The organism is Pseudomonas putida group bacterium ESBL64, assembly GCF_045277175.1.
In the GTDB taxonomy this organism is placed as follows: Bacteria; Pseudomonadota; Gammaproteobacteria; order Pseudomonadales; family Pseudomonadaceae; genus Aquipseudomonas; species Aquipseudomonas alloputida.
Genome location: NZ_CP145799.1, coordinates 4818163 through 4838060 on the forward strand (window position 1 = coordinate 4818163; position 19898 = coordinate 4838060).

Below are 19898 nucleotides of genomic sequence, written 5' to 3' on the forward strand. Positions count from 1 at the left end.
AGGGCCGCATGATGGCTGGCAAACATGGTTTGGAAGACAAGAAACCGCTGTGGCAGCGACTGGGCTGGCTGTTGCTGATCTGGGCAATGAGCGTCGCAGCGCTGGGTGTGGCGGCCTGGGTGATGCGGCTGTTCATGGGGGCGGCGGGCCTGACCACACATTGATAAAGAGCGGCAGCGGGCTTGCCCGCGAAGCAGGCAACGCGCTAGATGGCACCGGCGTTGCCGGTGTTCGCGGGCAAGCCCGCTCCTACGGGGGCGGTGGCGCGCCTACTTGCGGGCTTTCAGAATGACGAACTTGGGCGTTGCCGCCACCTGCTCCACCCCCCGGAACAACCGCGCCAGCTTGCTGTGATAGCCCAGGTGCCGGTTACCCACGATGTACAGCGCCCCACCTACCACCAGCGCTTCACGCGCCTGCTGGAACATGCGCCAGGCGAGGAAATCGCCCACTACCTGCTGTTGATGGAACGGCGGGTTGCACAGCACCACGTCCAGCGACTGCTTCTCCAGCCCGGCCAGGCCATCGGCCGCGAAGAAGGTCGCCGGGCGCTCGCCCAACGCTGCCAGCCAGTTCTCCTGCGCCGATTGCACTGCCATGTACGACTCGTCGACCAGGGTGTACTCGGCATCCGGGTTGGCCAGGGCGCTGGCGATCGCGAGTACGCCGTTGCCGCAGCCCAGGTCTGCCACCCGCGCACGGCCAAGGTCGCGTGGTAGATGCGGGAGGAACGCCCGCGTCCCGATATCCAGGCCTTCACGGCAGAACACGTTGGCGTGGTTGACCAAGTCAAGTGCCGGCGCGTCGAGGCGGTAGCAGCTGGGATAGGGGGACTTGGCGAGCGGCCGCTCGGCAACCGTTGCTGTCAGCAAACGGGCCTTTTTCAGTGCCAGCGAAGCCTGTACGGGGCCGATGTACTTCTCCATCAGGTCGCCGGCCGCCCGTGGCAGGTGCTTGATCATTGCCCCAGCAATCACCTGCGCACCGGGTGCCAGCTGGCCTTGCAGGCGGATCAGTTGTTCTTCGAGCAGGGCCAAGGTCTTGGGTACACGCACCAGCACCCGGTCGAACGGGCCTTGCCAGTGTTCGCTGGCCGGTACGAACGGCACACTGTCGAACGGCAGGCCATTGCGCGCCAGGTTCTTTTCCAGGGCCAGGTGCCCCAGGTGCGAGTCACCGCTGCTGACCACCTGCAGCTGGCCCGCAAGGCTTGCGGCCAAGGCACCGAAGCTGTCATTGAGCACCAGGACCCGGCAATTGGCGTCGGGTGCCTGATCGTGTAGCTGCGCAAGCAGGTACTCGTCGGCGGCATCGAAGGCCTGCAACGGGTCGTTGGCCTGCTCCGGCTGGCGGATCAGGTCGAGTTCGGCGTAGGGGGTGGTCAACAGGGGCATGGCGTCTGGCTCGGGTACGAAACTGCCCGTTGCGGTTCGCTCCGGGCTTTGCCGGGCGATTCTACAGGGCTTTGCCCGAGGTCGCAGGTTCGAAGATCAGATCCAGCCACGCAAGGCGGCAATGGCAATGGCTCCGGCCTTGTTGGCTGCGTTGGTCTTGGTGATCACGCTGCGGATATGGAAATTGACCGTGCTTTGCGACAGCGAGAGGATGGAGGCAACATCGGCAGCGGTCTTGCCGGCGGCAGACCATTTCAGCACTTCCAGTTCGCGCTCGCTCATTTTCGGCTGGGGTGGGCATAGCGCGTTCAGGTGGTGCTCGCCCAGTACCGCGTGAAGGGTGTGGCACAGCCACTGCACACTGCCGGCTTTGTCGTACAGTTCGAGCATATCGATGTGGCCGTTTGGCCGAGCGACACTGATCTGGCTCTCGTTGTGCTGCTGATCGTGAAGCGACTGTGTCCAGCCGTGGCGCAAGCCATGCAGGCAGGCCACTTCGCGAAATTGCGGGGCTTCCTTGTACAGGTCATCGGTCCACAGCACCGGCATCGTCGAGCTGTGACTCAGGTTCGCTGCCGGGTCCTGCTTGTAGAAGTCGTCGCGCTGGTAGCGCTCGATCCACTCACTTGGGTAGTTGCTGTAGAGGTACAGCCTTGGCGTTTGCGTAGCGATCTGAATGCGGATGTTCAGCCCAAGGTAATCCATGTCCAGGTCCTGAGCCAGATGGACTGCAATGTCGAATAGCTTCTGCGGGCTGCGTTCGCTGACGAACGCATGAAGATACTCGGGTTTCCAGTGAAGCATCTGAAACACTCCTTCGGGTGCACAGGATCCAATCCGTTTGAGTACCCGGATGATTGTAGGAAAAGACCTACCATCTTGTTGGGATTTTTTTGTTATAGCGAACAGGATTTTCTGCGAGTTCGGCACGATCACCCTTGATGAGGCCCTACAAAGCGGTGGTTTTTATCCTGGCCACTTTAGGCGACACTGTGCACACGCCAACCTTGGAGCCCGATATGACCGCTAGCGCCGAAAAGTTCACTCGCCAGACACTGCTTGATGTTCAGCCACTGACGCCGAACCTCTTCAGCCTGCGGGTTACGCGCGATGCGGGGTTCCGCTTCCGTTCCGGCCAATTCGCCCGGCTAGGTGTGACCAAGGCCGATGGGAGTGTGGTGTGGCGCGCCTATTCCATGGTCAGCGCCCCCCATGACGAGCACCTGGATTTCTTTTCCATCGTGGTGCCAGGTGGTGAGTTCACCAGTGAGCTGAGCCGTTTGGGTGCAGGCGATACGTTGCTGATCGACCGACAGGCGTTCGGTTTCCTCACCCTCGACCGCTTCGTCGGTGGTCGTGACCTGTGGCTGCTGGCTACCGGTACCGGCATTGCGCCATTCATGTCGATCCTCCAGGACTTCGAGGCCTGGGAGCGCTTCGACAGCATCAAGCTGGTGTATTCAGTGCGCGAAGCGAAGGAGCTGGCCTATGTGGATGAAATTGCCGGGCTGGAACAGCGCGATTATCTGGCCGAGTACGCGGGCAAGTTGCAGTTCATTCCCGTGGTGACCCGTGAACAACACCCTGGGGCGTTGAATCAGCGGATTACGACGTTGATCGAGAATGGCGAGCTGGAGAGGGCGGCAGGGCTTGAACTGTCGCCGGAGCATTCTCGTGTGATGCTGTGCGGCAACCCGGAAATGATCGACGAAACCCGCAAGGTCCTCAAGGCGCGCGACCTGCAATTGAGCCTGAGCAAGCGGCCGGGGCAGGTGGCAGTCGAGAACTACTGGTAAGTCCATTGCGGCCGTTGCGGGCCTGTAGGCGCGGGTTTACCCGCGAAAGGGCCGGGCCTGGTGGCCAATCTCCACCCGCCGTTCACCGTTGCTGCCGCCACCGTATTCGCGGGTAAACCCGCTCCTACACCGGATTGGTGGTGGACACACATCGGAGGTTGGACACAGGCCGCCGTGTAGGAGCGGGTTTACCCGCGAACACCGGCGAAGCCGGTGCCATCCACCGCACTGGATTCTTCGCCAGCATGCCCGCTCCTACAGCGCCCCCGGCAATTTCAGGGCAGGCGGTTCTGGTTCTGCGTCTTGAGCAAATCGCGGATTTCGGTCAGCAGCGTCTCTTCAGCCGAAGGCACAGGCGGCGTAGTCGGCGCCACGGCTTCTTCACGTTTGAGCTTGTTGATCGCCTTCACGCCCATGAAAATGGCAAAGGCCACGATCACGAAGTCGATCACGGTCTGGATGAACTTGCCATACGCCAGCACCACCGCTGGCACGTCACCTTCGGCAGCCTTCAGGGTAATGGCCAGGTCGCTGAAGTCGACGCCACCGATCAGCAGGCCCAGTGGCGGCATGATCACGTCGCCGACGAAGGACGAGACGATCTTGCCGAAGGCCGCGCCGATGATGATACCGACCGCCATGTCGACGACATTGCCTTTGACTGCGAAAGCCTTGAACTCGTTGAGCACGCCCATGTTTGGTTCCTTGTAACAAAAGGTGAGGTTAACGCAGTGTAAGCCACTTAAACGCTTCATGCGTTGTGTTCAGGGCTACTGACTGCAGTTAGAACGAATAGTTTTGTCGCATCTCGAGGCGTTCGAGACACGTCCTGCTCAGTTATCATGGCGAATTTTTCCAGGAGACCCCACCCATGGCCAAGGCCAAGCGCTTGTATGGCTGCACCGAATGCGGCGCGACCTTCCCCAAATGGGCCGGCCAGTGCGGCGAATGCGGGGCCTGGAACACCCTGGTCGAAACCATGATCGAAAGCGGCGGCGCTGCTGCACCCAGTAGCGGCCGCGCTGGCTGGACAGGGCAGCAGGCGCAGATCAAGACCCTGGCCGAAGTCAGTGTCGAGGAAATCCCGCGTTTCACGACCAGCAGCACCGAACTGGACCGCGTGCTGGGTGGCGGCTTGGTGGATGGCTCGGTGGTGCTGATTGGCGGTGACCCCGGCATCGGCAAGTCGACCATTTTGCTACAGACCTTGTGCAACATCGCCGTGGGCATGCCGGCACTGTATGTCACGGGGGAGGAGTCGCAGCAGCAGGTGGCCATGCGCTCGCGGCGGCTGGGCCTACCCCAGGACCAGCTCAAGGTGATGACCGAAACCTGCATCGAGACGATCATTGCCACAGCGCGGGTCGAGAAGCCGCGGGTAATGGTGATCGACTCGATCCAGACCATTTTCACCGAGCAGTTGCAATCGGCCCCGGGCGGCGTGGCCCAGGTGCGCGAAAGCACAGCGTTGCTGGTGCGCTATGCCAAGCAAAGCGGTACGGCAATCTTTCTGGTCGGCCACGTGACCAAGGAAGGCTCGCTGGCTGGCCCAAGGGTGCTGGAGCACATGGTCGACACGGTGCTGTATTTCGAAGGTGAGTCCGATGGCCGGCTGCGCTTGCTGCGGGCGGTCAAGAACCGCTTTGGCGCGGTCAACGAGCTGGGCGTGTTCGGCATGACCGATCGTGGCCTCAAGGAGGTATCCAACCCGTCGGCGATCTTCCTCAACCGTACTCAGGAAGAGGTGCCGGGTAGCGTGGTGATGGCAACCTGGGAGGGTACCCGGCCAATGCTGGTCGAGGTGCAGGCGCTGGTCGACGATAGCCATCTGGCCAACCCGCGGCGGGTAACCTTGGGCCTGGACCAGAACCGCCTGGCCATGTTGTTGGCGGTGCTCCACCGCCATGGCGGTATCCCGACCCATGACCAGGATGTGTTTCTCAACGTGGTCGGCGGGGTGAAGGTGCTGGAAACGGCTTCGGACCTGGCGCTGCTGGCGGCGGTGATGTCCAGCTTGCGTAACCGGCCACTGGCCCACGGTTTGCTGGTGTTTGGCGAGATTGGCTTGTCGGGCGAGGTACGGCCGGTGCCCAGTGGTCAGGAGCGCTTGAAGGAAGCGGCCAAGCACGGCTTCAAGCGTGCCATCGTACCCAAGGGCAATGCGCCGAAAGAAGCGCCTGCGGGTTTGCAGGTGATTGCCGTTACCCGCCTGGAACAGGCGCTGGATGCATTGTTCGAATAGTGTGCAGGAGCGAGCAAGCTCGCTCCTGCAATCAGTCAGTGTTCGGCAACGGCCGTGCGCCTGACCGTTTCATTGCCATGCTCGTCCAGTTCCAGCATCGGCACTTCGTTACCTTCGGCATCGAACAGCTTGCCATCTTTGAAGTAGTCCCCATCACGCAGCGCGGAAATGTCCGAATACTGGATGGTCCGCTCGTAGGCTGCAGCGAACACTGACTGGTTTTCCGAGTTGCCGGTGGTGAAGTGGTTGAAGATCAGGTTCAGCAGGATGGCCATGATCGCCGCCGAGCTGATGCCGGAGTGGAAGATGGTCTCGAACCAGTTCGGGAAGTGGTGGTAGAAGGTCGGCGCGGCAATCGGGATCATGCCGAAGCCCAGCGAGGCCGCGACGATGATCAGGTTGACGTTGTTCTTGTAGCTGACCTTGGACAGGGTGCGGATACCGCTGGCCGCCACGGTGCCGAACAGCACGATACCGGCGCCGCCCAGTACCGGGGTAGGCACGGCGGCAATCACCCGGCCCATGACTGGCAGCAGGCCGAGTACCACCAGAATCACGCCGCCGGTAGCCACCACGTAGCGGCTCTTGACCCCGGTCACGGCCACCAGGCCAACGTTCTGGGCGAACGCGCTCTGGGTGAAAGAACCGAAAATCGGCGCCAGGATGCTCGATGCCATGTCGGCGCGCAGGCCGTTGCCCAGGCGCTTGGAGTCCACCTTGGTGTCGATGATCTCACCCACGGCGAGGATATCGGCCGACGTTTCCACCAGGGTGACCATGATCACGATACACATCGACAGGATCGCGGCGATGTGGAACTCCGGCATGCCAAAGTGGAAAGGCGTGGGGAAGGCGAACATCGGGCCTTCGCTGACCTTGCTGAAATCGGTCATGCCCAATGCCCAGGCGATCAGCGTGCCGACCACCATGGCCAGCAGGATCGACAGGCGTGAGATGGTTGCGCTGCCAAGCTTGCTCAGCAGCAGCACGATGGCGAAGGTCAGCCCGGCCAGGCCGATGTTGGCCACGCTGCCGAACTCCGGCGAGGCGCTGTTGCCACCCATTACCCAGCGTGCGGCAACCGGCATCAGGGTCAGGCCGATGGTGGTGATGACGATACCGGTCACCAGCGGCGGGAAGAACTTGGTGATGCGCGAGAACACCGGTGTGATCAGAAAGCCGATCAGCGACGCAGCCATGACCGCGCCGAGCACCCCAGGCAGGCCACCGCCCCCCTCGCTGCTCAGGATCGCACCCATGGTCGCCACACCGGCGAACGACACGCCTTGCACGAGTGGCAACTGGCAACCGAAGAACGGCAGGCCAAGGGTCTGCAGCAGGGTGGCAAGGCCACCGGCGAACAGCGAGGCGGCGATCAGCATGCCGATTTCGGCACCATTCAGGCCCGCGGCCTGCCCCAGGATCAGGGGTACTGCGACGATCCCACCATACATGGTCAGCACATGCTGCAGACCATAGGCCAGATTGGCACCAAGGCCGAGGTTTTCATCCTCGGGTCGCTTGGCGGGAGACGTGCTAGGGGACGTAGTCATGGAGCAGGCTCTCTGTTTATTGTTGTGCCGCTACTGTAGACACTTCCTACAAATGATTGCCACAAAAATTGTATACAATATTTTGATCGGAGCGCGAACAGATCCGGCCGCAGGGTGTGTTAAAACCCAATGCAGAAGGCGTACCAACTTGGCAGAAGCTGTATTAGAAGGGTGTGTACAAAGCATCGCTACCCAGGCTTAAAGCTGTCTGGGTAGACAAGAAACACCAGGCGGGAAGGCTATTAGCTAGCTAAGAGATTTTATTATTCGATGAGTTCGCGCAGCTCACGCATCATTTCGGTGCTGTCAGCCACGTTCAATTCCACAAGACGGTGCAAATGGCTCATCGAGTCGAGGTCGATGTACAGGCAGATGAAGCCCAGGCGGTCCGGTTCTTCGTGGCGCAGTTCGACCTGCATCTGCACACGGGCATCCTCGTTCAGCTCGATGATGGCGTCGAAGTCCTGAGTCAGGTCGGCATCCCAGCCTGCGGGGCGTTCGATCAGCAAGCCTTTGAGTGAAAGGTCCAGCAGTTTTGCAGGCCAGCGTTTCAGCCCCTGGCGCAGCTCGATGGGGGCATCGAAGTCGATGCGTTGAAAGCGGCGGCGTTCGTCATGATCGCTCATGGCTTGGATCCTCGAATAGGTCATCAGGTGTCATCCTGACTATAGTTAGAGTTGCATGTGCATCAGGTACTGCAATCAGGCCGCAGAGGCTCTAGAACAAAGCAAGTGTGGCAATGCCGCTTGACTGGCCCTAGACTCGGTGGGCGGTCTTTCCAATCCACCAGCTGGAAGCTAACCATGAACAACAATAATAGCCTGCTACGCCATATTCCGTGGCTGGCGCTGGCAGTCATAGGTGCCTGCGCACTGGGTGTGGTTGCCCTGCGTCGCGGCGAGGCGATCAACGCCTTGTGGATCGTGGTCGCGGCAGTGGCCATCTACCTGGTCGCCTATCGTTACTACAGCCTGTTCATCGCCACCAAGGTGATGCAACTCGACCCGCGCCGTGCCACCCCGGCGGTGCTCAACAATGATGGCCTGGACTACGTCCCTACCAACAAACACATTCTTTTCGGTCACCACTTCGCCGCCATCGCCGGCGCTGGCCCACTGGTGGGTCCGGTGCTCGCCGCGCAAATGGGTTACCTGCCCGGCACGCTGTGGCTGATTGCCGGCGTGGTGCTGGCCGGTGCGGTGCAGGACTTCATGGTCCTGTTCCTGTCTACCCGCCGCAATGGGCGCTCGCTGGGCGACATGGTGCGCGAGGAAATGGGCAGAATCCCGGGCACCATCGCCCTGTTTGGCTGCTTCCTGATCATGATCATCATCCTCGCGGTGCTGGCACTGATCGTGGTCAAGGCCCTGGCTGAAAGCCCTTGGGGCATGTTCACGGTGATGGCGACCATCCCGATCGCGATGTTCATGGGCATCTACATGCGCTACATCCGTCCGGGCCGTATTGGCGAAATCTCGGTCGTTGGCGTGGTACTGCTGCTGGCCTCGATCTGGCTGGGGGGCGTGATCGCTGCGGACCCGGTGTGGGGCCCGGCGTTCACGTTCACCGGCGTGCAGATCACCTGGATGCTGGTGGGCTACGGTTTTGTCGCCGCCGTGCTGCCAGTGTGGCTGGTGCTGGCGCCGCGTGACTACCTGTCGACCTTCCTCAAGATCGGCACGATCCTTGGCCTGGCCATCGGTATCCTGATCATCGCTCCCGAGCTGAAAATGCCGGCGCTGACCCAGTTCACCGACGGTACGGGCCCGGTGTGGAAGGGTACCCTGTTCCCGTTCCTGTTCATCACCATTGCCTGTGGTGCGGTGTCCGGCTTCCACGCGCTGATTTCCTCGGGGACCACCCCCAAGCTGCTGGATAACGAAACCAACGCCCGCTATATCGGCTACGGCGGCATGCTGATGGAATCGTTCGTCGCCATCATGGCCATGGTTGCGGCCTCGGTGATCGAACCGGGCGTGTACTTCGCCATGAACAGCCCGGCTGCAGTGGTCGGTACCGATGTCGCGTCGGTGGCGCAGACCGTCAGCAGTTGGGGCTTCCTGATTACACCTGAGCAGCTCGAAGCCGTTGCCCGTGACATCGGCGAGCACACCATTCTGGCCCGTGCCGGCGGTGCGCCCACCCTGGCGGTCGGTATCGCGCAGATCCTGCACCAGGTGTTGCCAGGTGAAAACACCATGGCCTTCTGGTACCACTTCGCAATCTTGTTCGAGGCGCTGTTCATCCTCACTGCGGTAGACGCTGGTACCCGTGCCGGGCGCTTCATGTTGCAGGACCTGCTGGGCAGCTTCGTGCCTGCACTCAAACGCACTGAATCGTGGGGGGCCAACCTGCTTGCCACTGCTGGCTGCGTGGCACTCTGGGGCTATCTGCTGTACCAGGGCGTCATCGACCCGCTGGGTGGCATCAACACCCTGTGGCCGCTGTTTGGTATCTCCAACCAGATGCTGGCCGGTATCGCCTTGATGCTCGGTACTGTGGTGCTGATCAAGATGAAGCGTCAGCGCTACATCTGGGTCACCCTGCTGCCGGCCGTATGGCTGCTGATCTGCACCACGGCTGCAGGCCTGATCAAGCTGTTCGACCCCAACCCGGCTGTCGGCTTCCTGGCCCTGGCCAAGAAGTACAGCACTGCGCTGGACGCCGGCCAGGTACTGGCCCCGGCCAAGGACATCGGGCAAATGCAGCACGTGATCTTCAACGCCTACACCAACGCGGGCCTGACGATCTTGTTCCTGCTGGTGGTCTTCAGCATTCTGTTCTTCGCCATCAAGGTCGGCTACGCCGCCTTGGGCCGCAAAGAACGCAGCGACAAGGAAACCCCGTTCCAGGCGTTGCCTGACGCGTAATCGAGAGGACTGCAATCATGTTCAACGACTTGGGTCGACTGGGCAAATACCTGGGGCAGGCAGCCCGCCTGATGGTCGGCATGCCCGACTACGACAACTATGTCGAACACATGCAGAAAACGCATCCGGACAAGCCGGTGATGAGCTACGAGGCGTTCTTCCGCGAACGCCAGGAAGCACGCTACGGTGGCAAGTCCGGGCCCAAGTGCTGTTGAGCCTGCGGTACGTGTAAACCTGTGGGAGCCTGGGTAACCGGCTCCCACAGTCATTTTCAGATTCAGGAGTATTTTGCGTGCAGACGCCCATTCCCGTAACCGTCCTCACGGGCTTCCTCGGTGCCGGCAAGACCACCTTGCTCAGGCACATGCTCAAGGCCGAGCATGGCCTGAAGCTCGCCGTGATCGAAAATGAATTCAGCGAGGCCGGCATCGACAGCCAACTGCTGGGTGACCAGCCGGTGCAGGTCATGACCTTGGCCAACGGTTGTGTATGCTGCAGCATCCATGGCGACCTGACTCGCGCGCTTTACCTGCTGCTTGAACGCCTGGATGCAGGGGAAATCGCCTTCGATCGCCTGGTGATCGAATGCACCGGCCTGGCCGACCCGGCGCCGGTAGCGCAAACGTTCTTCATCGACGAGGAGCTGCGTGAGCGCTACATCCTCGACGGCATCATCACCCTTGTCGATGCCGCGCATGCCGAACTGCACCTGACCCAGACCATCGCTCAGGCCCAGGTCGGCTTTGCCGATCGTCTGCTGCTGAGCAAGACCGACCTGGTCGAGCCAACTGCGGTTGAAGCCCTGCGCGAACGCCTGGCCCGCATCAATAGCAGGGCGGCGATCCGTGTGGTCGAACACGGCTGCATCGACCTGGCTGAACTACTGGATGTGCGCGGTTTCAACCTCAACCCCGACCTTGGGGTGAACCTGAAACCGATGTTGCAACCCGTGCTCAAGCCTGCCACCCCGGACCGTATCTCCACGATGGTGCTGCGTACCGAAACCCCGCTGGATATCGACCGCCTCAGCAGCTTCATGAACGAGCTGCTGGAAACCCACGGCAAACAGCTGCTGCGCTACAAGGGCGTGCTGAACATTGCCGGCGAGGAGCGCAAGCTGGTGTTTCAGGGCGTGCTCAAGCTGTATGGCTTCGACTGGGACGCCGAGTGGGCTGCAGGCGAAGCGCGCGAGAGCGTGATGGTGTTCATTGCCGATGAACTGCCCGAGGCTACGATTCGGGCTGGCTTCGAGGCAATGGCTGCGGGCTGAGCCGCTGCGGCGCCTGCCCTGCGAACCACTGCGGCCATGAGCTGCGGTGGCGGGTTTCGACCTCGATGCACGGGATCAGGCGCTCGGTCAGCACAGCGGTTTGCCGCACGGCTTTGGCAGTGCGGTACTTGACGCTGTGGATGCACTCGCGGTCGCCGAACTCGCAGCGATTCAGGGCGGTTCCGCCGCAAGGGCCATTGGCCAGGCCTTTAGGGCAAGTTTCCGGGCAGATATACAAGGTGTCTTCCAGGCGGCAACGGCCGCAGGTGTCGCAACCCACCAGCGGGCGCTTCACACTGCGCTCCAGCGTGTGCAGCACGTGTGCGCCAGCGCGTGTTGCCCACAGAGGCTGGCGCACTGCCCAGCCGAAGGCCTTGCTCAGGCCGTTGCGCCGGCTGAACAGCAGTGAATGCATGCCATGCATCAGGTGATAGCGGGCTTTTTCCTTGAATGAGGCATCGACCCGTGACTCGTCCAGGCGCCAGCCAGCCTGTGGCGGATGGAAGGTCACCGCCGGCAGGCCAGGCATCTGCCAGCTGGCGTGCCAGGCCGGTGCCCATTGCTCCAGGGACTGAACCTGGGATTGCCAGTGCTCGATACGGGTCTCAAGGGCCAGCAACTGTTCGAGTGTGTGAACCCCTGACAGGTGCACACCGGCGTACCCCATCAGCTTTGTACCGATGATCTGCAAGGCCAGGCGGTCAACACTGCGCGCCTGGGCAAAGGCCTTGGACTGCGCCGTTTCCGCTTCGAGCATGTCGCGCATGGAGGGCGTGACAGTCACGCCGGCCACGTGGTCGAGCATCGCCGCGCGCCCGTGGGTGAGGCTCATGAGGCAGGCCAGCATAGGCTTGGGTGAGGCCTGGCGGCGCATCCAGTGTATGGCTTCCTGATGCTTGGCGGCATCGAAGCCCAGTTGCAAGGTGAGAAAGTCAGCCCCCGCTGCCAGCTTTTTCTCGGCCTTGAAATACTGGGCGCCGCCTTCTTCCTCGTGGTACTTGAACGGGTTCAGCGCCGCGCCCAGCAGCCAGTGCGGGCAGGCCTGGCGAGCAACCTGCAGGGCGGCGACCGATTCCAGATAACGCACCGGGCGCTGGCCAGGTTCATGGCCGGGCAGGCGGTCGCCAGTCAGCAGTAACAGCTGGTCGAGGCCGGCGGCGTCCATGCGCTGCAGTTGGGCGAGCAGGTGGTGGCGTTCGCGATCCTTGCCTGAAAAATGCGGCAGGGCAGGCACCGGGTTGCTGAACGAGGCGAGGGCGTCCAGCGGTGACATGTCCAGCGGGCTGCCGACACGATCACCGATGGCCACGGTCATCGGCCAGCCGCACAGGTGCGCACGGGCCATGATCGCTTCCATGGCGGCAAAGCGTTCTGCGGAAGGCTTGGGGACGAACTCCATGACACAGACGAAGTTCTGTTCGCGCAGGGCGGTTTTCAGCAGGCTCATGTTGGCCGGGCACCTGGTTTGGTCAGGGTGGCATTGTGCGGCAGAAGGCGAGCCGGGTCATGTCCGGATGCGCAGGATGGTGATCTGAATGAGACATGGGGGCGCGAAGATCATGACAGCATGATCATGAAGATTTCTTGGGTTCATCTCAAATTTAATGAGTTTGTCTCAATACCCCGTCAGCCGGAGAATCCCCCTTATTCATTCAAGCATGCTGAAGGGACAAGACATGGCACTGGCACATAACCTGGGCTTTCCACACATCGGCCGTGACCGCGAGCTGCGTGCCCGCCACTGGCAGGTGCAGAAAGACGCCGGCATCGAGCTGGTGCCGGTCGGCGACTTCGCCTGGGACAGCCACGTGCTTAGCGCAGGCGATCAGCCGTTGGTTCTGAACTGGGAACCACTGTTCGAAGAAGTGGAGCACGCCAAGGCCCTGGGCCTTGCAGTCAAGCCGGTGGTGATCGGCCCCTTGACCTACCTGTGGCAGGGCCAGACCGTGGGCGGTGACTTCGACAAGCTGGAGCTGCTTGACCGCCTGCTGCCCGTGTATGACCAACTCCTCAACCGCCTGGCCGACCACGGCGTTGAATGGGTGCAGATCGATGAACCCATCCTCGCCCAGGACCTGCCCCAGGATTGGAAAAATGCCTATGAACGTGTCTACAACATCCTTCAGCGCGCACCGTTGAAGAAGCTGATCGCCACGTACTTCGGTGGCCTGGAAGGCAACCTCGGCCTGGCCGCCAACCTGCCGGTTGATGGCCTGCACGTCGATCTGGTCCAGGCCCCCGAGCAGTACCAGAGCATTCTCGACCGCCTGCCGGCCTACAAGGTACTGTCGCTGGGCCTGGTCGATGGTCGCAACGCCTCGCCTTGTGATCTGGGCAAGACCCTGGGGCTGCTGCACGAGGCCCATGAACGCCTGGGTGAGCGGCTGTGGTTGGCGCCGGCCTGTTCGTTGCTGGAAAGCCCAGTGGACCTGGCCGTGCAGAAGTGCCAGGAAGTGGCGGTGCTGGCCGCTTCGCTGGAGCAGGACCGAGTCGCGGCTTGATCATTTGCTGCCTGTACGGGCCTCTTCGCGGGTAAACCCGCTCCTACAATGGCCTGCGCGCAATCACCGATGTGTGTTCGTCACCGATCAGTGTAGGAGCGGGTTTACCCGCGAATACGATGGCGGCTGCAACAGTGAACGGTTGGTGGAAATTGGCCAGCAGGCCCGGCCCTTTCGCGGGTAAACCCGCTCCTACGACGGCCTGCGCCATATCACCGATGTGTGTCCGTCACCGATCAGTGTAGGAGCGGGTTTACCCGCGAATACGATCGCGGCTGCGACATTGAACAGCGGGTGGAAATTGGCCAGCAGGTCCGGCCCTTTCGCGGGTAAACCCGCTCCTACAACGGCCTGCGCCCGATCACCGATGTGTGTCAGCCACCGATCAGTGTAGGCGCGGGTTTACCCGCGAAGAGGCCGGGCCTGCTTGAATCAATCAGCGTTCGATGGCCAGCGCCACCCCTTGCCCACCACCAATGCACAAGGTCGCCAGGCCTTTTTTGGCATCCCGTTTGATCATCTCGTGCAGCAGGGTCACCAGCACCCTGCACCCGGAAGCACCAATCGGGTGGCCCAGGGCAATCGCCCCTCCATTGACGTTAACCCGCGCGGCATCCCATGCCAGCGCATTGCCCACGGCCAGCGCCTGGGCGGCAAAGGCCTCGTTGGCTTCGATCAGGTCCAGTTCGGCCAGTTGCCAACCGGCCTTGTCCAGGCAACGCTGGGTCGCCGAAACCGGACCAATACCCATGATCGCGGGGTCTACCCCGGCACTGGCGTAGGCGGCGATCTTCGCCAGCACCGGCAGGCCCAACGCCTTGGCCTTCGCTGCGCTCATCAAAAGCACGGCGGCGGCGCCGTCGTTCAGGCTGGAGGCATTGCCTGCGGTGACGCTGCCGTCCTTCTTGAAGGCCGGGCGCAGTTTGGCCAGGGACTCGGCGGTGGTGTCCGGGCGTGGTTGCTCGTCACGGGCAAAAACCTTGGGCTCGCCCTTTTTCTGCGGCAGCACGATGGGGGTGATTTCAGCGTCGAAACGGCCGGCCTCGATCGCTGCCACTGCCTTGCGCTGCGATTCGGCAGCGAAGGCATCCTGCTGCTCACGGCTGAGGCCATACTTGTCCACCAGGTTTTCGGCAGTGATGCCCATGTGGTAGTCATTGAAGGCATCCCACAGGCCGTCCGTGATCATGCTGTCGATCAGTTGGCCATGGCCCATGCGTTGGCCGGTGCGGGCCGAGGGCATCACGTAGGGGGCAAGGCTCATGTTCTCCTGGCCACCGGCAATCACCACCTCGGCATCGCCACAGCGGATCGCCTGGGCGGCCAGGTGCAGGGCCTTGAGGCCCGAGCCGCAGACCTTGTTCAGGGTCAGGGCCGGTACGCTGAAGGGCAGGCCAGCCTTGATCGCTGCCTGGCGTGCCGGGTTCTGACCGGCACCGGCAGTGAGCACTTGGCCGAGGATGACTTCGTCGACCTGCGCCGGGTCCAGCTCGGTTTGTTTCAGCAGTTGCTTGATCACGGCGGCGCCGAGGTCGACCGCAGGCACAGTGGCCAAGGCGCCCTGGAAGCTGCCGATGGCGGTGCGGGTTGCGGCGACGATCACCACGTCGTTCATGTTGTTGTTCTCCGTGCAATGGGCGTAGTGCCGCCAGCATCGGCGGGTTTGGCTTATTTGTTAAGTTTGTTTTTCTTTCGGATTGATGTGAAAAGCAAATCAATGGGTGCCCGGCGTTCTAACCCGCCAATCTGGATTTCAAGCAGCCATGTCCTTCCTGCACAGAAGAACTCTGGTTTTGCATCCCTCTGATCACCCCGTAATATGTGTCGGATAACCTGCGGGGGTAGTCTCACCCTCTGATCAATCGGAATCGCCCCAAGCGGCGCTTTCCTGGCATAAACCTGACGAGGTACAGACATTGGCCATCATTCATCCTAAGGTTCGCGGTTTCATCTGCACCACGACTCACCCGAAGGGCTGCGAGCTCAACGTCCGTGACCAGATCGAAGCCACCCGCAAGCTGGGCGTACGCGAGGATGGCCCGAAGAAGGTCCTGGTCATCGGTGCTTCCAGCGGCTACGGCCTGGCTGCCCGCATCACGGCGGCCTTCGGCTTCAAGGCCGACACCTTGGGCGTGTTCTTCGAAAAACCAGGCACCGAGACCAAGGCCGGCACTGCTGGCTGGTACAACGCTGCCGCCTTCGACAAGTTCGCCAAGGCCGAGGGCCTGTACAGCAAGTCGATCAACGGTGACGCCTTCTCTGACGAAGCCCGCGCCAAGGTCATCGAGCTGATCAAGAACGAAATGGGTGGCAAGGTCGACCTGGTCATCTACTCGCTGGCTTCGCCCGTGCGCAAGCTGCCGCAGACCGGTGAAGTCATTCGCTCGGCACTCAAGCCGATCGGCCAGCCATACAAGTCGACCGCCATCGACACCAACAAGGACACCATCATCGAGGCCAGCATCGAGCCGGCCACCGAGCAGGAAATTGCCGATACCGTCACCGTCATGGGTGGCCAGGACTGGCAGCTGTGGATCGATGCGCTGGCTGGCGCCAATGTACTGGCCGAAGGCGCTCGCACCGTGGCCTTCAGCTATATCGGCAGCGATATCACCTGGCCGATCTACTGGCACGGTGCACTGGGCCAGGCCAAGCAGGACCTGGACGAAACTGCCCTGCGTCTGAACCAGAAGCTGGCCGGTGAAGTGAAAGGCGGCGCCAATGTGGCGGTGCTCAAGTCGGTGGTTACCCAGGCCAGCTCGGCCATCCCGGTGATGCCACTGTACCTGTCGATGGTCTTCAAGATCATGCAGGAGAAAGGTGTTCACGAAGGCACCCAGGACCAGCTCGACCGCATGTACCGCGACCGTATGTACCGTACCGACGGTGCGCCGGCAGAGGTCGACGAGAAGGGGCGCCTGCGCCTGGACGACTGGGAACTGCGTGACGACGTGCAAAACGCCTGCAAGGCCCTGTGGCCACAGGTGACCACCGAGAACCTGTTCGAGCTGACTGACTACGCCGGTTACAAGAAGCAGTTCCTCAACCTGTTCGGCTTCGAGCGCGCTGACGTCAACTACGACGAAGACGTGGCCACCGATGTGAAGTTCGACTGCGTCGAGCTGTAATCGGGTAAGCCTGTACCGGCCTCTTCGCGGGCAAGCCCGCTCCCACAGGTTCTCCCCCTGTAGGAGCGGGTTCACCCGCGAAGAGGCCAGTACAAGCTACAAAATCTTTGCTAGTTTTGGCGCACAACAACAGGAAATGCGCCATGAGTAGCCTCATCCAACCCGCTACCCCATTTCGCCACCCCGCGGCCGACGGATACAGCCTCGGCGGCTTCTGCTGGCGCCACGCCCAACCTGACCCCCAGCGCCCGCTGGTGATCATCAACGCTGCCACGTCGGTACGCTGCCGCTATTACGCCCGCTTTGCCGACTACCTGTTCGCCCACGGCTGCGATGTGCTGACCTACGACTACCGTGGCATCGGCGAATCCCGGCCGGCGTCGCTGCGTGGTTTCCAGGCCTCCTGGAGCGACTGGGGCCGGCTGGATTTTGAAGCCATGCTGGCGCATGCGGCAGCGCATTTCCCAGATCAGCCGGTGGACGTGGTGGGGCACAGTTTCGGCGGTTGTGCAGTAGGCCTGGCACCGTCGGCTGGCCAGATCCGTCGGGTCGTGATGGTTGGCGCGCAGTTCGCCTACTGGCGCGACTACGCGGCCAACCAGCGCTGGCAGCTGTTCGGCAAGTGGCATGTGGTCATGCCGCTGTTGACCCGGGTATTCGGCTACTTTCCCGGCAAGCGCCTGGGTTGGCTGGAAGACACGCCATCCGGCGTGGTGCACGACTGGACCACGCGTACCCCACGTTATGAGCACCGCCCCAGCGGGCGGGCGTTGGCGGCGCTACCGTTCGCCCAGGTGCGTGCGAAGACGCTGGCCATCAGTCTGACGGACGACCCCTTCGGGACCGTAGCGGCAACCGAGCGTTTGTTGGGTTATCTGCAAAGTGCCGAGCGCCAGCACCTGCGCATTGCGCCTGTGGATATCTCGGTCGAGGAAATTGGCCATTTCGCGTTCTTCCATGACCGGTTTCGCGAAAACCTGTGGCCGGTGGCCTTGCAGTGGTTGCGGCAGGGGAGGCTGGAAGGTGGGGGGCCTGGCACCATTATCGATTGATGGTGGGCGCAGGATCGTGGGGCCGCAAAGCGGCCCCGGCAATATCAAGCCTTGCGCGCAAGCGGCTGCGCAGCAAACTTCACACCCGCCAGACCGTGTTTGATCAGCGCACGGATGTTGCCATGGTCGCTACCCTCAGGCGTGGCCACCACATCACGGTAGTGCTCGCCGAAGGCCAGCAGCGCTTCCTGGTCGCTCAGCCCTTCAAGCAAGGCCAGGCCCAGGGTTTTGCACGAACCTTCGTTCTGCCCTGCCGCATTCTCCACGCCGCCGTTGTTGAAGGCCTGCGGCTGGTAGCTGTAGTTGTCGGCAATGAACGCCAAGGTATCGGCAAATACATGTTGGCCGCTGGCCAGGCTTGCGCGCAGGGTATTCAGGTCAGTCACGAGGTTTTTCCTTTTTCGAACGCCGCTTGTTGTTCGGCGCTGGCTTCTTTCTGGTATTGGGCTTTCCACTCGGCGTAGGGCATGCCGTACACCGCTTCGCGGGCATCATCCAGGCTCAGGTCCAGCTGACGCTCGTCAGCGGCGGCCTTGTACCACTTGGACAGGCAGTTGCGGCAGAAACCGGACAGGTTCATCAGGTCGATGTTCTGTACATCGGTGCGCTTTTGCAGGTGTTCGACCAGGCGCCGGAACGCGGCGGCCTCGAGCTCGAGCTGTTGTTGTGGGGTCATGGTCTTCTCTCAAGTCATGCGGTTCTTCAGGTGGCGGCCACCGTTGATGACCACCTGGCTGCCGGTGCTGTACTGGCTGGCGAGCAGGTACTTGACGGTCTCGATCAGCGGGCCGGCGCCGGGTTCGAATTCCAGCAGGGCCTTTTTCAGGGTTTGCTGGCGGTAGGCTTCGTCACCCCCTTCCTTGAGGATCAGCAGCCCGGGCAGGATACCGTTCACACGCACCTTGGGCGCATATTTTTCGGCGAATGACAGCACCATGTTCTGCAGTGCGGCCTTGGTGGCGGCGTAGCCGATGTGGCTTTTACTGCCGCGCGAAGAGGTTTCGTCGCAGATGTGAATGATGTCGGCCTTTTCCACCTTGGCCAGCAGGTCGCCCAGGGCCAGGTTGAGGTGGTAGGGCGCTTCGACGTGCAGGCGGAACATGGTCTCGAGGTTGTCGAGGCCGTCGTCGAGCCATAGCGAAGCATTGTGGATGATGGCGCGCAGTCCGTCGTAACGATCGTGCAGGTGATCGATCAGCGCCTGGCGGTCGCCCGCCTGGCACAGGTCGGCCTGAAACTGCACGATGTTGGGGTGGGCTGCCTGCGGCTGGATGCTGCGGCTGGCACTGACCACCGTATGGCCGGCCTGTGCCAGTTCGAGGGCCAGGGCCAGCCCGACACGCTGGCTGGCTCCGGTAACGAGAATGGGGCTGTTCATGTTCGGGGTGGTCAACTTGTCTGTCCTTTGATTGCCACCCAGCATACCCGAACTGTTTACCTGTTGTATGGCCTGGCCTCAGCGGCTGCGCAAGGCGCCAGCAGCGGGCGGGGAGGCCTGTAGCCAACTGGCCAGCAGGCGGGTGGACAGCGGGATGAACAGGTACACCATCACCGGCGTCAGGGCCAGGGTGCTGAGCAGTACCCGGGGCACGAGGTCGAGTGCCGTCAACCAGTGGCCGAACACCAGGTTGAAGGCCAGCGAGACAGGGAAAAACGCCAGCCAGATGGCCACGGCCTGCTTCCAGCGTGGCGGTTTTTGCACCCTGTTGGTGCCGAACCAGTCGTCGATACCGCTAACGCGCGCCTCTTTGGGGCGCTCGAACAGACCGTTGCCGCGTTGTAACCATGCGCGACGCGAGGCGGAGTGCTCCCAGGCATGCAGGGTCGGCTCGTCGCTGAAGCGGAAGATGATCTGAAATTCGTCGCCATCCCGGGGCGGGGCGAGGATGCCCGAGCCGAGGTAGCCAGGGAAGTCGGTGGCCAGCTGTTCGCCTTCGTGCAGCCAGGCCAGCAGGTCCTGGTAGCGGCCATGGGCGGCGCGGCGCGACACCATGAGGGTGACGGGTGGGGTAGACATTGTGTATCTCCTGGCAACGGGGCTGGCGGGTAGCTGGCCCTTTTGGCTGTGTGGCCCGGGGTGGTGGGCGACGCA

The 19898-nt window shown here is 62.0% G+C and carries 20 protein-coding genes; 9 read left to right on the top strand and 11 right to left on the bottom strand.

The window, feature by feature from the left end; all coding sequences use genetic code 11:
• The first annotated feature begins 8 nt into the window (after nucleotides 1-8).
• On the top strand, nucleotides 9-164 hold the full coding sequence (locus V6093_RS21835; RefSeq protein ID WP_003251614.1) for a DUF2474 domain-containing protein: 156 nt from the start codon (nucleotides 9-11) through the stop codon (nucleotides 162-164).
• Nucleotides 165-269: 105 nt separating this feature from the next.
• Here the strand turns inward: V6093_RS21835 and V6093_RS21840 are convergent, their stop codons facing one another.
• Together V6093_RS21840 and V6093_RS21845 are read right to left on the bottom strand one after the other, a co-directional pair.
• Nucleotides 270-1394 carry a methyltransferase gene (locus V6093_RS21840; RefSeq protein WP_003251615.1) on the bottom strand — a complete coding sequence of 375 codons (1125 nt, stop codon included), beginning with the start codon at nucleotides 1392-1394 and terminating at the stop codon, nucleotides 270-272.
• A 96-nt stretch (nucleotides 1395-1490) separates the two neighbouring features.
• On the bottom strand, nucleotides 1491-2198 hold the full coding sequence (locus tag V6093_RS21845) for an autoinducer binding domain-containing protein (RefSeq protein ID WP_265978944.1): 708 nt from the start codon (nucleotides 2196-2198) through the stop codon (nucleotides 1491-1493).
• A gap of 215 nt (nucleotides 2199-2413) precedes the next feature.
• Here V6093_RS21845 and V6093_RS21850 point away from each other — a divergent pair, with 215 nt between their 5' ends.
• Entirely contained in the window at nucleotides 2414-3190 is a 777-nt protein-coding gene (locus tag V6093_RS21850; RefSeq protein WP_003251619.1) for a ferredoxin--NADP reductase, read from the top strand.
• Between the two features lie 275 nt (nucleotides 3191-3465).
• Here V6093_RS21850 and mscL read toward each other — a convergent pair whose 3' ends face one another.
• Nucleotides 3466-3885: a large-conductance mechanosensitive channel protein MscL gene (gene mscL, locus V6093_RS21855; RefSeq protein ID WP_003251622.1), complete on the bottom strand. Its 420-nt coding sequence runs from the start codon at nucleotides 3883-3885 to the stop codon at nucleotides 3466-3468.
• A gap of 176 nt (nucleotides 3886-4061) precedes the next feature.
• On the opposite strand from mscL, the gene radA reads away from it, so the two are divergent.
• Nucleotides 4062-5432: a DNA repair protein RadA gene (radA, locus tag V6093_RS21860; protein ID WP_003251626.1), complete on the top strand. Its 1371-nt coding sequence runs from the start codon at nucleotides 4062-4064 to the stop codon at nucleotides 5430-5432.
• A 35-nt stretch (nucleotides 5433-5467) separates the two neighbouring features.
• On the opposite strand, the gene V6093_RS21865 is transcribed toward radA, so the two are convergent.
• Together V6093_RS21865 and V6093_RS21870 are read right to left on the bottom strand one after the other, a co-directional pair.
• Nucleotides 5468-6985, bottom strand: coding sequence for a nucleobase:cation symporter-2 family protein (locus tag V6093_RS21865; RefSeq protein WP_012053706.1), 1518 nt, complete (start codon nucleotides 6983-6985; stop codon nucleotides 5468-5470).
• Between the two features lie 263 nt (nucleotides 6986-7248).
• Nucleotides 7249-7611: a PilZ domain-containing protein gene (locus V6093_RS21870; RefSeq protein WP_003251630.1), complete on the bottom strand. Its 363-nt coding sequence runs from the start codon at nucleotides 7609-7611 to the stop codon at nucleotides 7249-7251.
• Between the two features lie 177 nt (nucleotides 7612-7788).
• Between V6093_RS21870 and V6093_RS21875 the strand changes: the two genes are divergently transcribed.
• From V6093_RS21875 to yjiA, 3 genes are all read left to right on the top strand, one after another.
• Nucleotides 7789-9855, top strand: coding sequence for a carbon starvation CstA family protein (locus V6093_RS21875; protein ID WP_004577217.1), 2067 nt, complete (start codon nucleotides 7789-7791; stop codon nucleotides 9853-9855).
• Between the two features lie 17 nt (nucleotides 9856-9872).
• Complete coding sequence (locus V6093_RS21880) at nucleotides 9873-10070, top strand: YbdD/YjiX family protein (RefSeq protein WP_003251633.1); 198 nt, start codon at nucleotides 9873-9875, stop codon at nucleotides 10068-10070.
• 77 nt (nucleotides 10071-10147) lie between these two features.
• A complete protein-coding gene (yjiA, locus tag V6093_RS21885; RefSeq protein ID WP_012053705.1) occupies nucleotides 10148-11125 on the top strand; it encodes a GTPase in 978 nt (325 codons plus the stop codon).
• On the opposite strand, the gene V6093_RS21890 is transcribed toward yjiA, so the two are convergent.
• Entirely contained in the window at nucleotides 11085-12572 is a 1488-nt protein-coding gene (locus V6093_RS21890; protein WP_047604355.1) for a methylenetetrahydrofolate reductase C-terminal domain-containing protein, read from the bottom strand. The two genes, yjiA and V6093_RS21890, sit on opposite strands and share 41 nt — an antisense overlap.
• A 229-nt stretch (nucleotides 12573-12801) precedes the next feature.
• Between V6093_RS21890 and V6093_RS21895 the strand changes: the two genes are divergently transcribed.
• On the top strand, nucleotides 12802-13626 hold the full coding sequence (locus V6093_RS21895; RefSeq protein WP_047604496.1) for a 5-methyltetrahydropteroyltriglutamate--homocysteine methyltransferase: 825 nt from the start codon (nucleotides 12802-12804) through the stop codon (nucleotides 13624-13626).
• Nucleotides 13627-14062: 436 nt separating this feature from the next.
• Here the strand turns inward: V6093_RS21895 and V6093_RS21900 are convergent, their stop codons facing one another.
• Nucleotides 14063-15241 carry an acetyl-CoA C-acetyltransferase gene (locus V6093_RS21900; RefSeq protein WP_003251640.1) on the bottom strand — a complete coding sequence of 393 codons (1179 nt, stop codon included), beginning with the start codon at nucleotides 15239-15241 and terminating at the stop codon, nucleotides 14063-14065.
• Nucleotides 15242-15542: 301 nt separating this feature from the next.
• Between V6093_RS21900 and fabV the strand changes: the two genes are divergently transcribed.
• On the top strand, nucleotides 15543-16754 hold the full coding sequence (gene fabV, locus V6093_RS21905; RefSeq protein ID WP_003251642.1) for an enoyl-ACP reductase FabV: 1212 nt from the start codon (nucleotides 15543-15545) through the stop codon (nucleotides 16752-16754).
• A 143-nt stretch (nucleotides 16755-16897) separates the two neighbouring features.
• Nucleotides 16898-17806, top strand: coding sequence for an alpha/beta fold hydrolase (locus tag V6093_RS21910; RefSeq protein WP_003251644.1), 909 nt, complete (start codon nucleotides 16898-16900; stop codon nucleotides 17804-17806).
• A 44-nt stretch (nucleotides 17807-17850) separates the two neighbouring features.
• Here the strand turns inward: V6093_RS21910 and V6093_RS21915 are convergent, their stop codons facing one another.
• Genes V6093_RS21915 through V6093_RS21930 form a run of 4 tightly spaced genes read right to left on the bottom strand, consistent with a single transcriptional unit; the run spans nucleotide 17851 to nucleotide 19823 of the window.
• Entirely contained in the window at nucleotides 17851-18192 is a 342-nt protein-coding gene (locus V6093_RS21915) for a HopJ type III effector protein (RefSeq protein ID WP_003251646.1), read from the bottom strand.
• Complete coding sequence (locus tag V6093_RS21920) at nucleotides 18189-18482, bottom strand: DUF1244 domain-containing protein (RefSeq protein WP_003251648.1); 294 nt, start codon at nucleotides 18480-18482, stop codon at nucleotides 18189-18191. The genes V6093_RS21915 and V6093_RS21920 overlap by 4 nt, the downstream gene beginning before the upstream one ends.
• Before the next feature lie 9 nt (nucleotides 18483-18491).
• The gene (folM, locus tag V6093_RS21925; protein ID WP_003251650.1) at nucleotides 18492-19229 is read right to left on the bottom strand and encodes a dihydromonapterin reductase; all 738 of its coding nucleotides are present in this window, start codon (nucleotides 19227-19229) and stop codon (nucleotides 18492-18494) included.
• A 33-nt stretch (nucleotides 19230-19262) separates the two neighbouring features.
• Nucleotides 19263-19823, bottom strand: a complete 561-nt coding sequence (locus tag V6093_RS21930) for a hypothetical protein (RefSeq protein WP_003251651.1) — start codon at nucleotides 19821-19823, stop codon at nucleotides 19263-19265.
• Nucleotides 19824-19898: the final 75 nt, after the last annotated feature.

Excerpts from the sequence above, each read along its gene's own strand:
- V6093_RS21835 (WP_003251614.1), top strand. The coding sequence starts at position 9 with ATGATGGCTGGCAAACATGGTTTGGAAGACAAGAAACCGCTGTGGCAG.
- V6093_RS21840 (WP_003251615.1), bottom strand. The coding sequence starts at position 1,394 with ATGCCCCTGTTGACCACCCCCTACGCCGAACTCGACCTGATCCGCCAG.
- V6093_RS21845 (WP_265978944.1), bottom strand. The coding sequence starts at position 2,198 with ATGCTTCACTGGAAACCCGAGTATCTTCATGCGTTCGTCAGCGAACGC.
- V6093_RS21850 (WP_003251619.1), top strand. The coding sequence starts at position 2,414 with ATGACCGCTAGCGCCGAAAAGTTCACTCGCCAGACACTGCTTGATGTT.
- mscL (WP_003251622.1), bottom strand. The coding sequence starts at position 3,885 with ATGGGCGTGCTCAACGAGTTCAAGGCTTTCGCAGTCAAAGGCAATGTC.
- radA (WP_003251626.1), top strand. The coding sequence starts at position 4,062 with ATGGCCAAGGCCAAGCGCTTGTATGGCTGCACCGAATGCGGCGCGACC.
- V6093_RS21865 (WP_012053706.1), bottom strand. The coding sequence starts at position 6,985 with ATGACTACGTCCCCTAGCACGTCTCCCGCCAAGCGACCCGAGGATGAA.
- V6093_RS21870 (WP_003251630.1), bottom strand. The coding sequence starts at position 7,611 with ATGAGCGATCATGACGAACGCCGCCGCTTTCAACGCATCGACTTCGAT.
- V6093_RS21875 (WP_004577217.1), top strand. The coding sequence starts at position 7,789 with ATGAACAACAATAATAGCCTGCTACGCCATATTCCGTGGCTGGCGCTG.
- V6093_RS21880 (WP_003251633.1), top strand. The coding sequence starts at position 9,873 with ATGTTCAACGACTTGGGTCGACTGGGCAAATACCTGGGGCAGGCAGCC.
- V6093_RS21890 (WP_047604355.1), bottom strand. The coding sequence starts at position 12,572 with ATGAGCCTGCTGAAAACCGCCCTGCGCGAACAGAACTTCGTCTGTGTC.
- V6093_RS21895 (WP_047604496.1), top strand. The coding sequence starts at position 12,802 with ATGGCACTGGCACATAACCTGGGCTTTCCACACATCGGCCGTGACCGC.
- V6093_RS21900 (WP_003251640.1), bottom strand. The coding sequence starts at position 15,241 with ATGAACGACGTGGTGATCGTCGCCGCAACCCGCACCGCCATCGGCAGC.
- V6093_RS21910 (WP_003251644.1), top strand. The coding sequence starts at position 16,898 with ATGAGTAGCCTCATCCAACCCGCTACCCCATTTCGCCACCCCGCGGCC.
- V6093_RS21920 (WP_003251648.1), bottom strand. The coding sequence starts at position 18,482 with ATGACCCCACAACAACAGCTCGAGCTCGAGGCCGCCGCGTTCCGGCGC.
- folM (WP_003251650.1), bottom strand. The coding sequence starts at position 19,229 with ATGCTGGGTGGCAATCAAAGGACAGACAAGTTGACCACCCCGAACATG.
- V6093_RS21930 (WP_003251651.1), bottom strand. The coding sequence starts at position 19,823 with ATGTCTACCCCACCCGTCACCCTCATGGTGTCGCGCCGCGCCGCCCAT.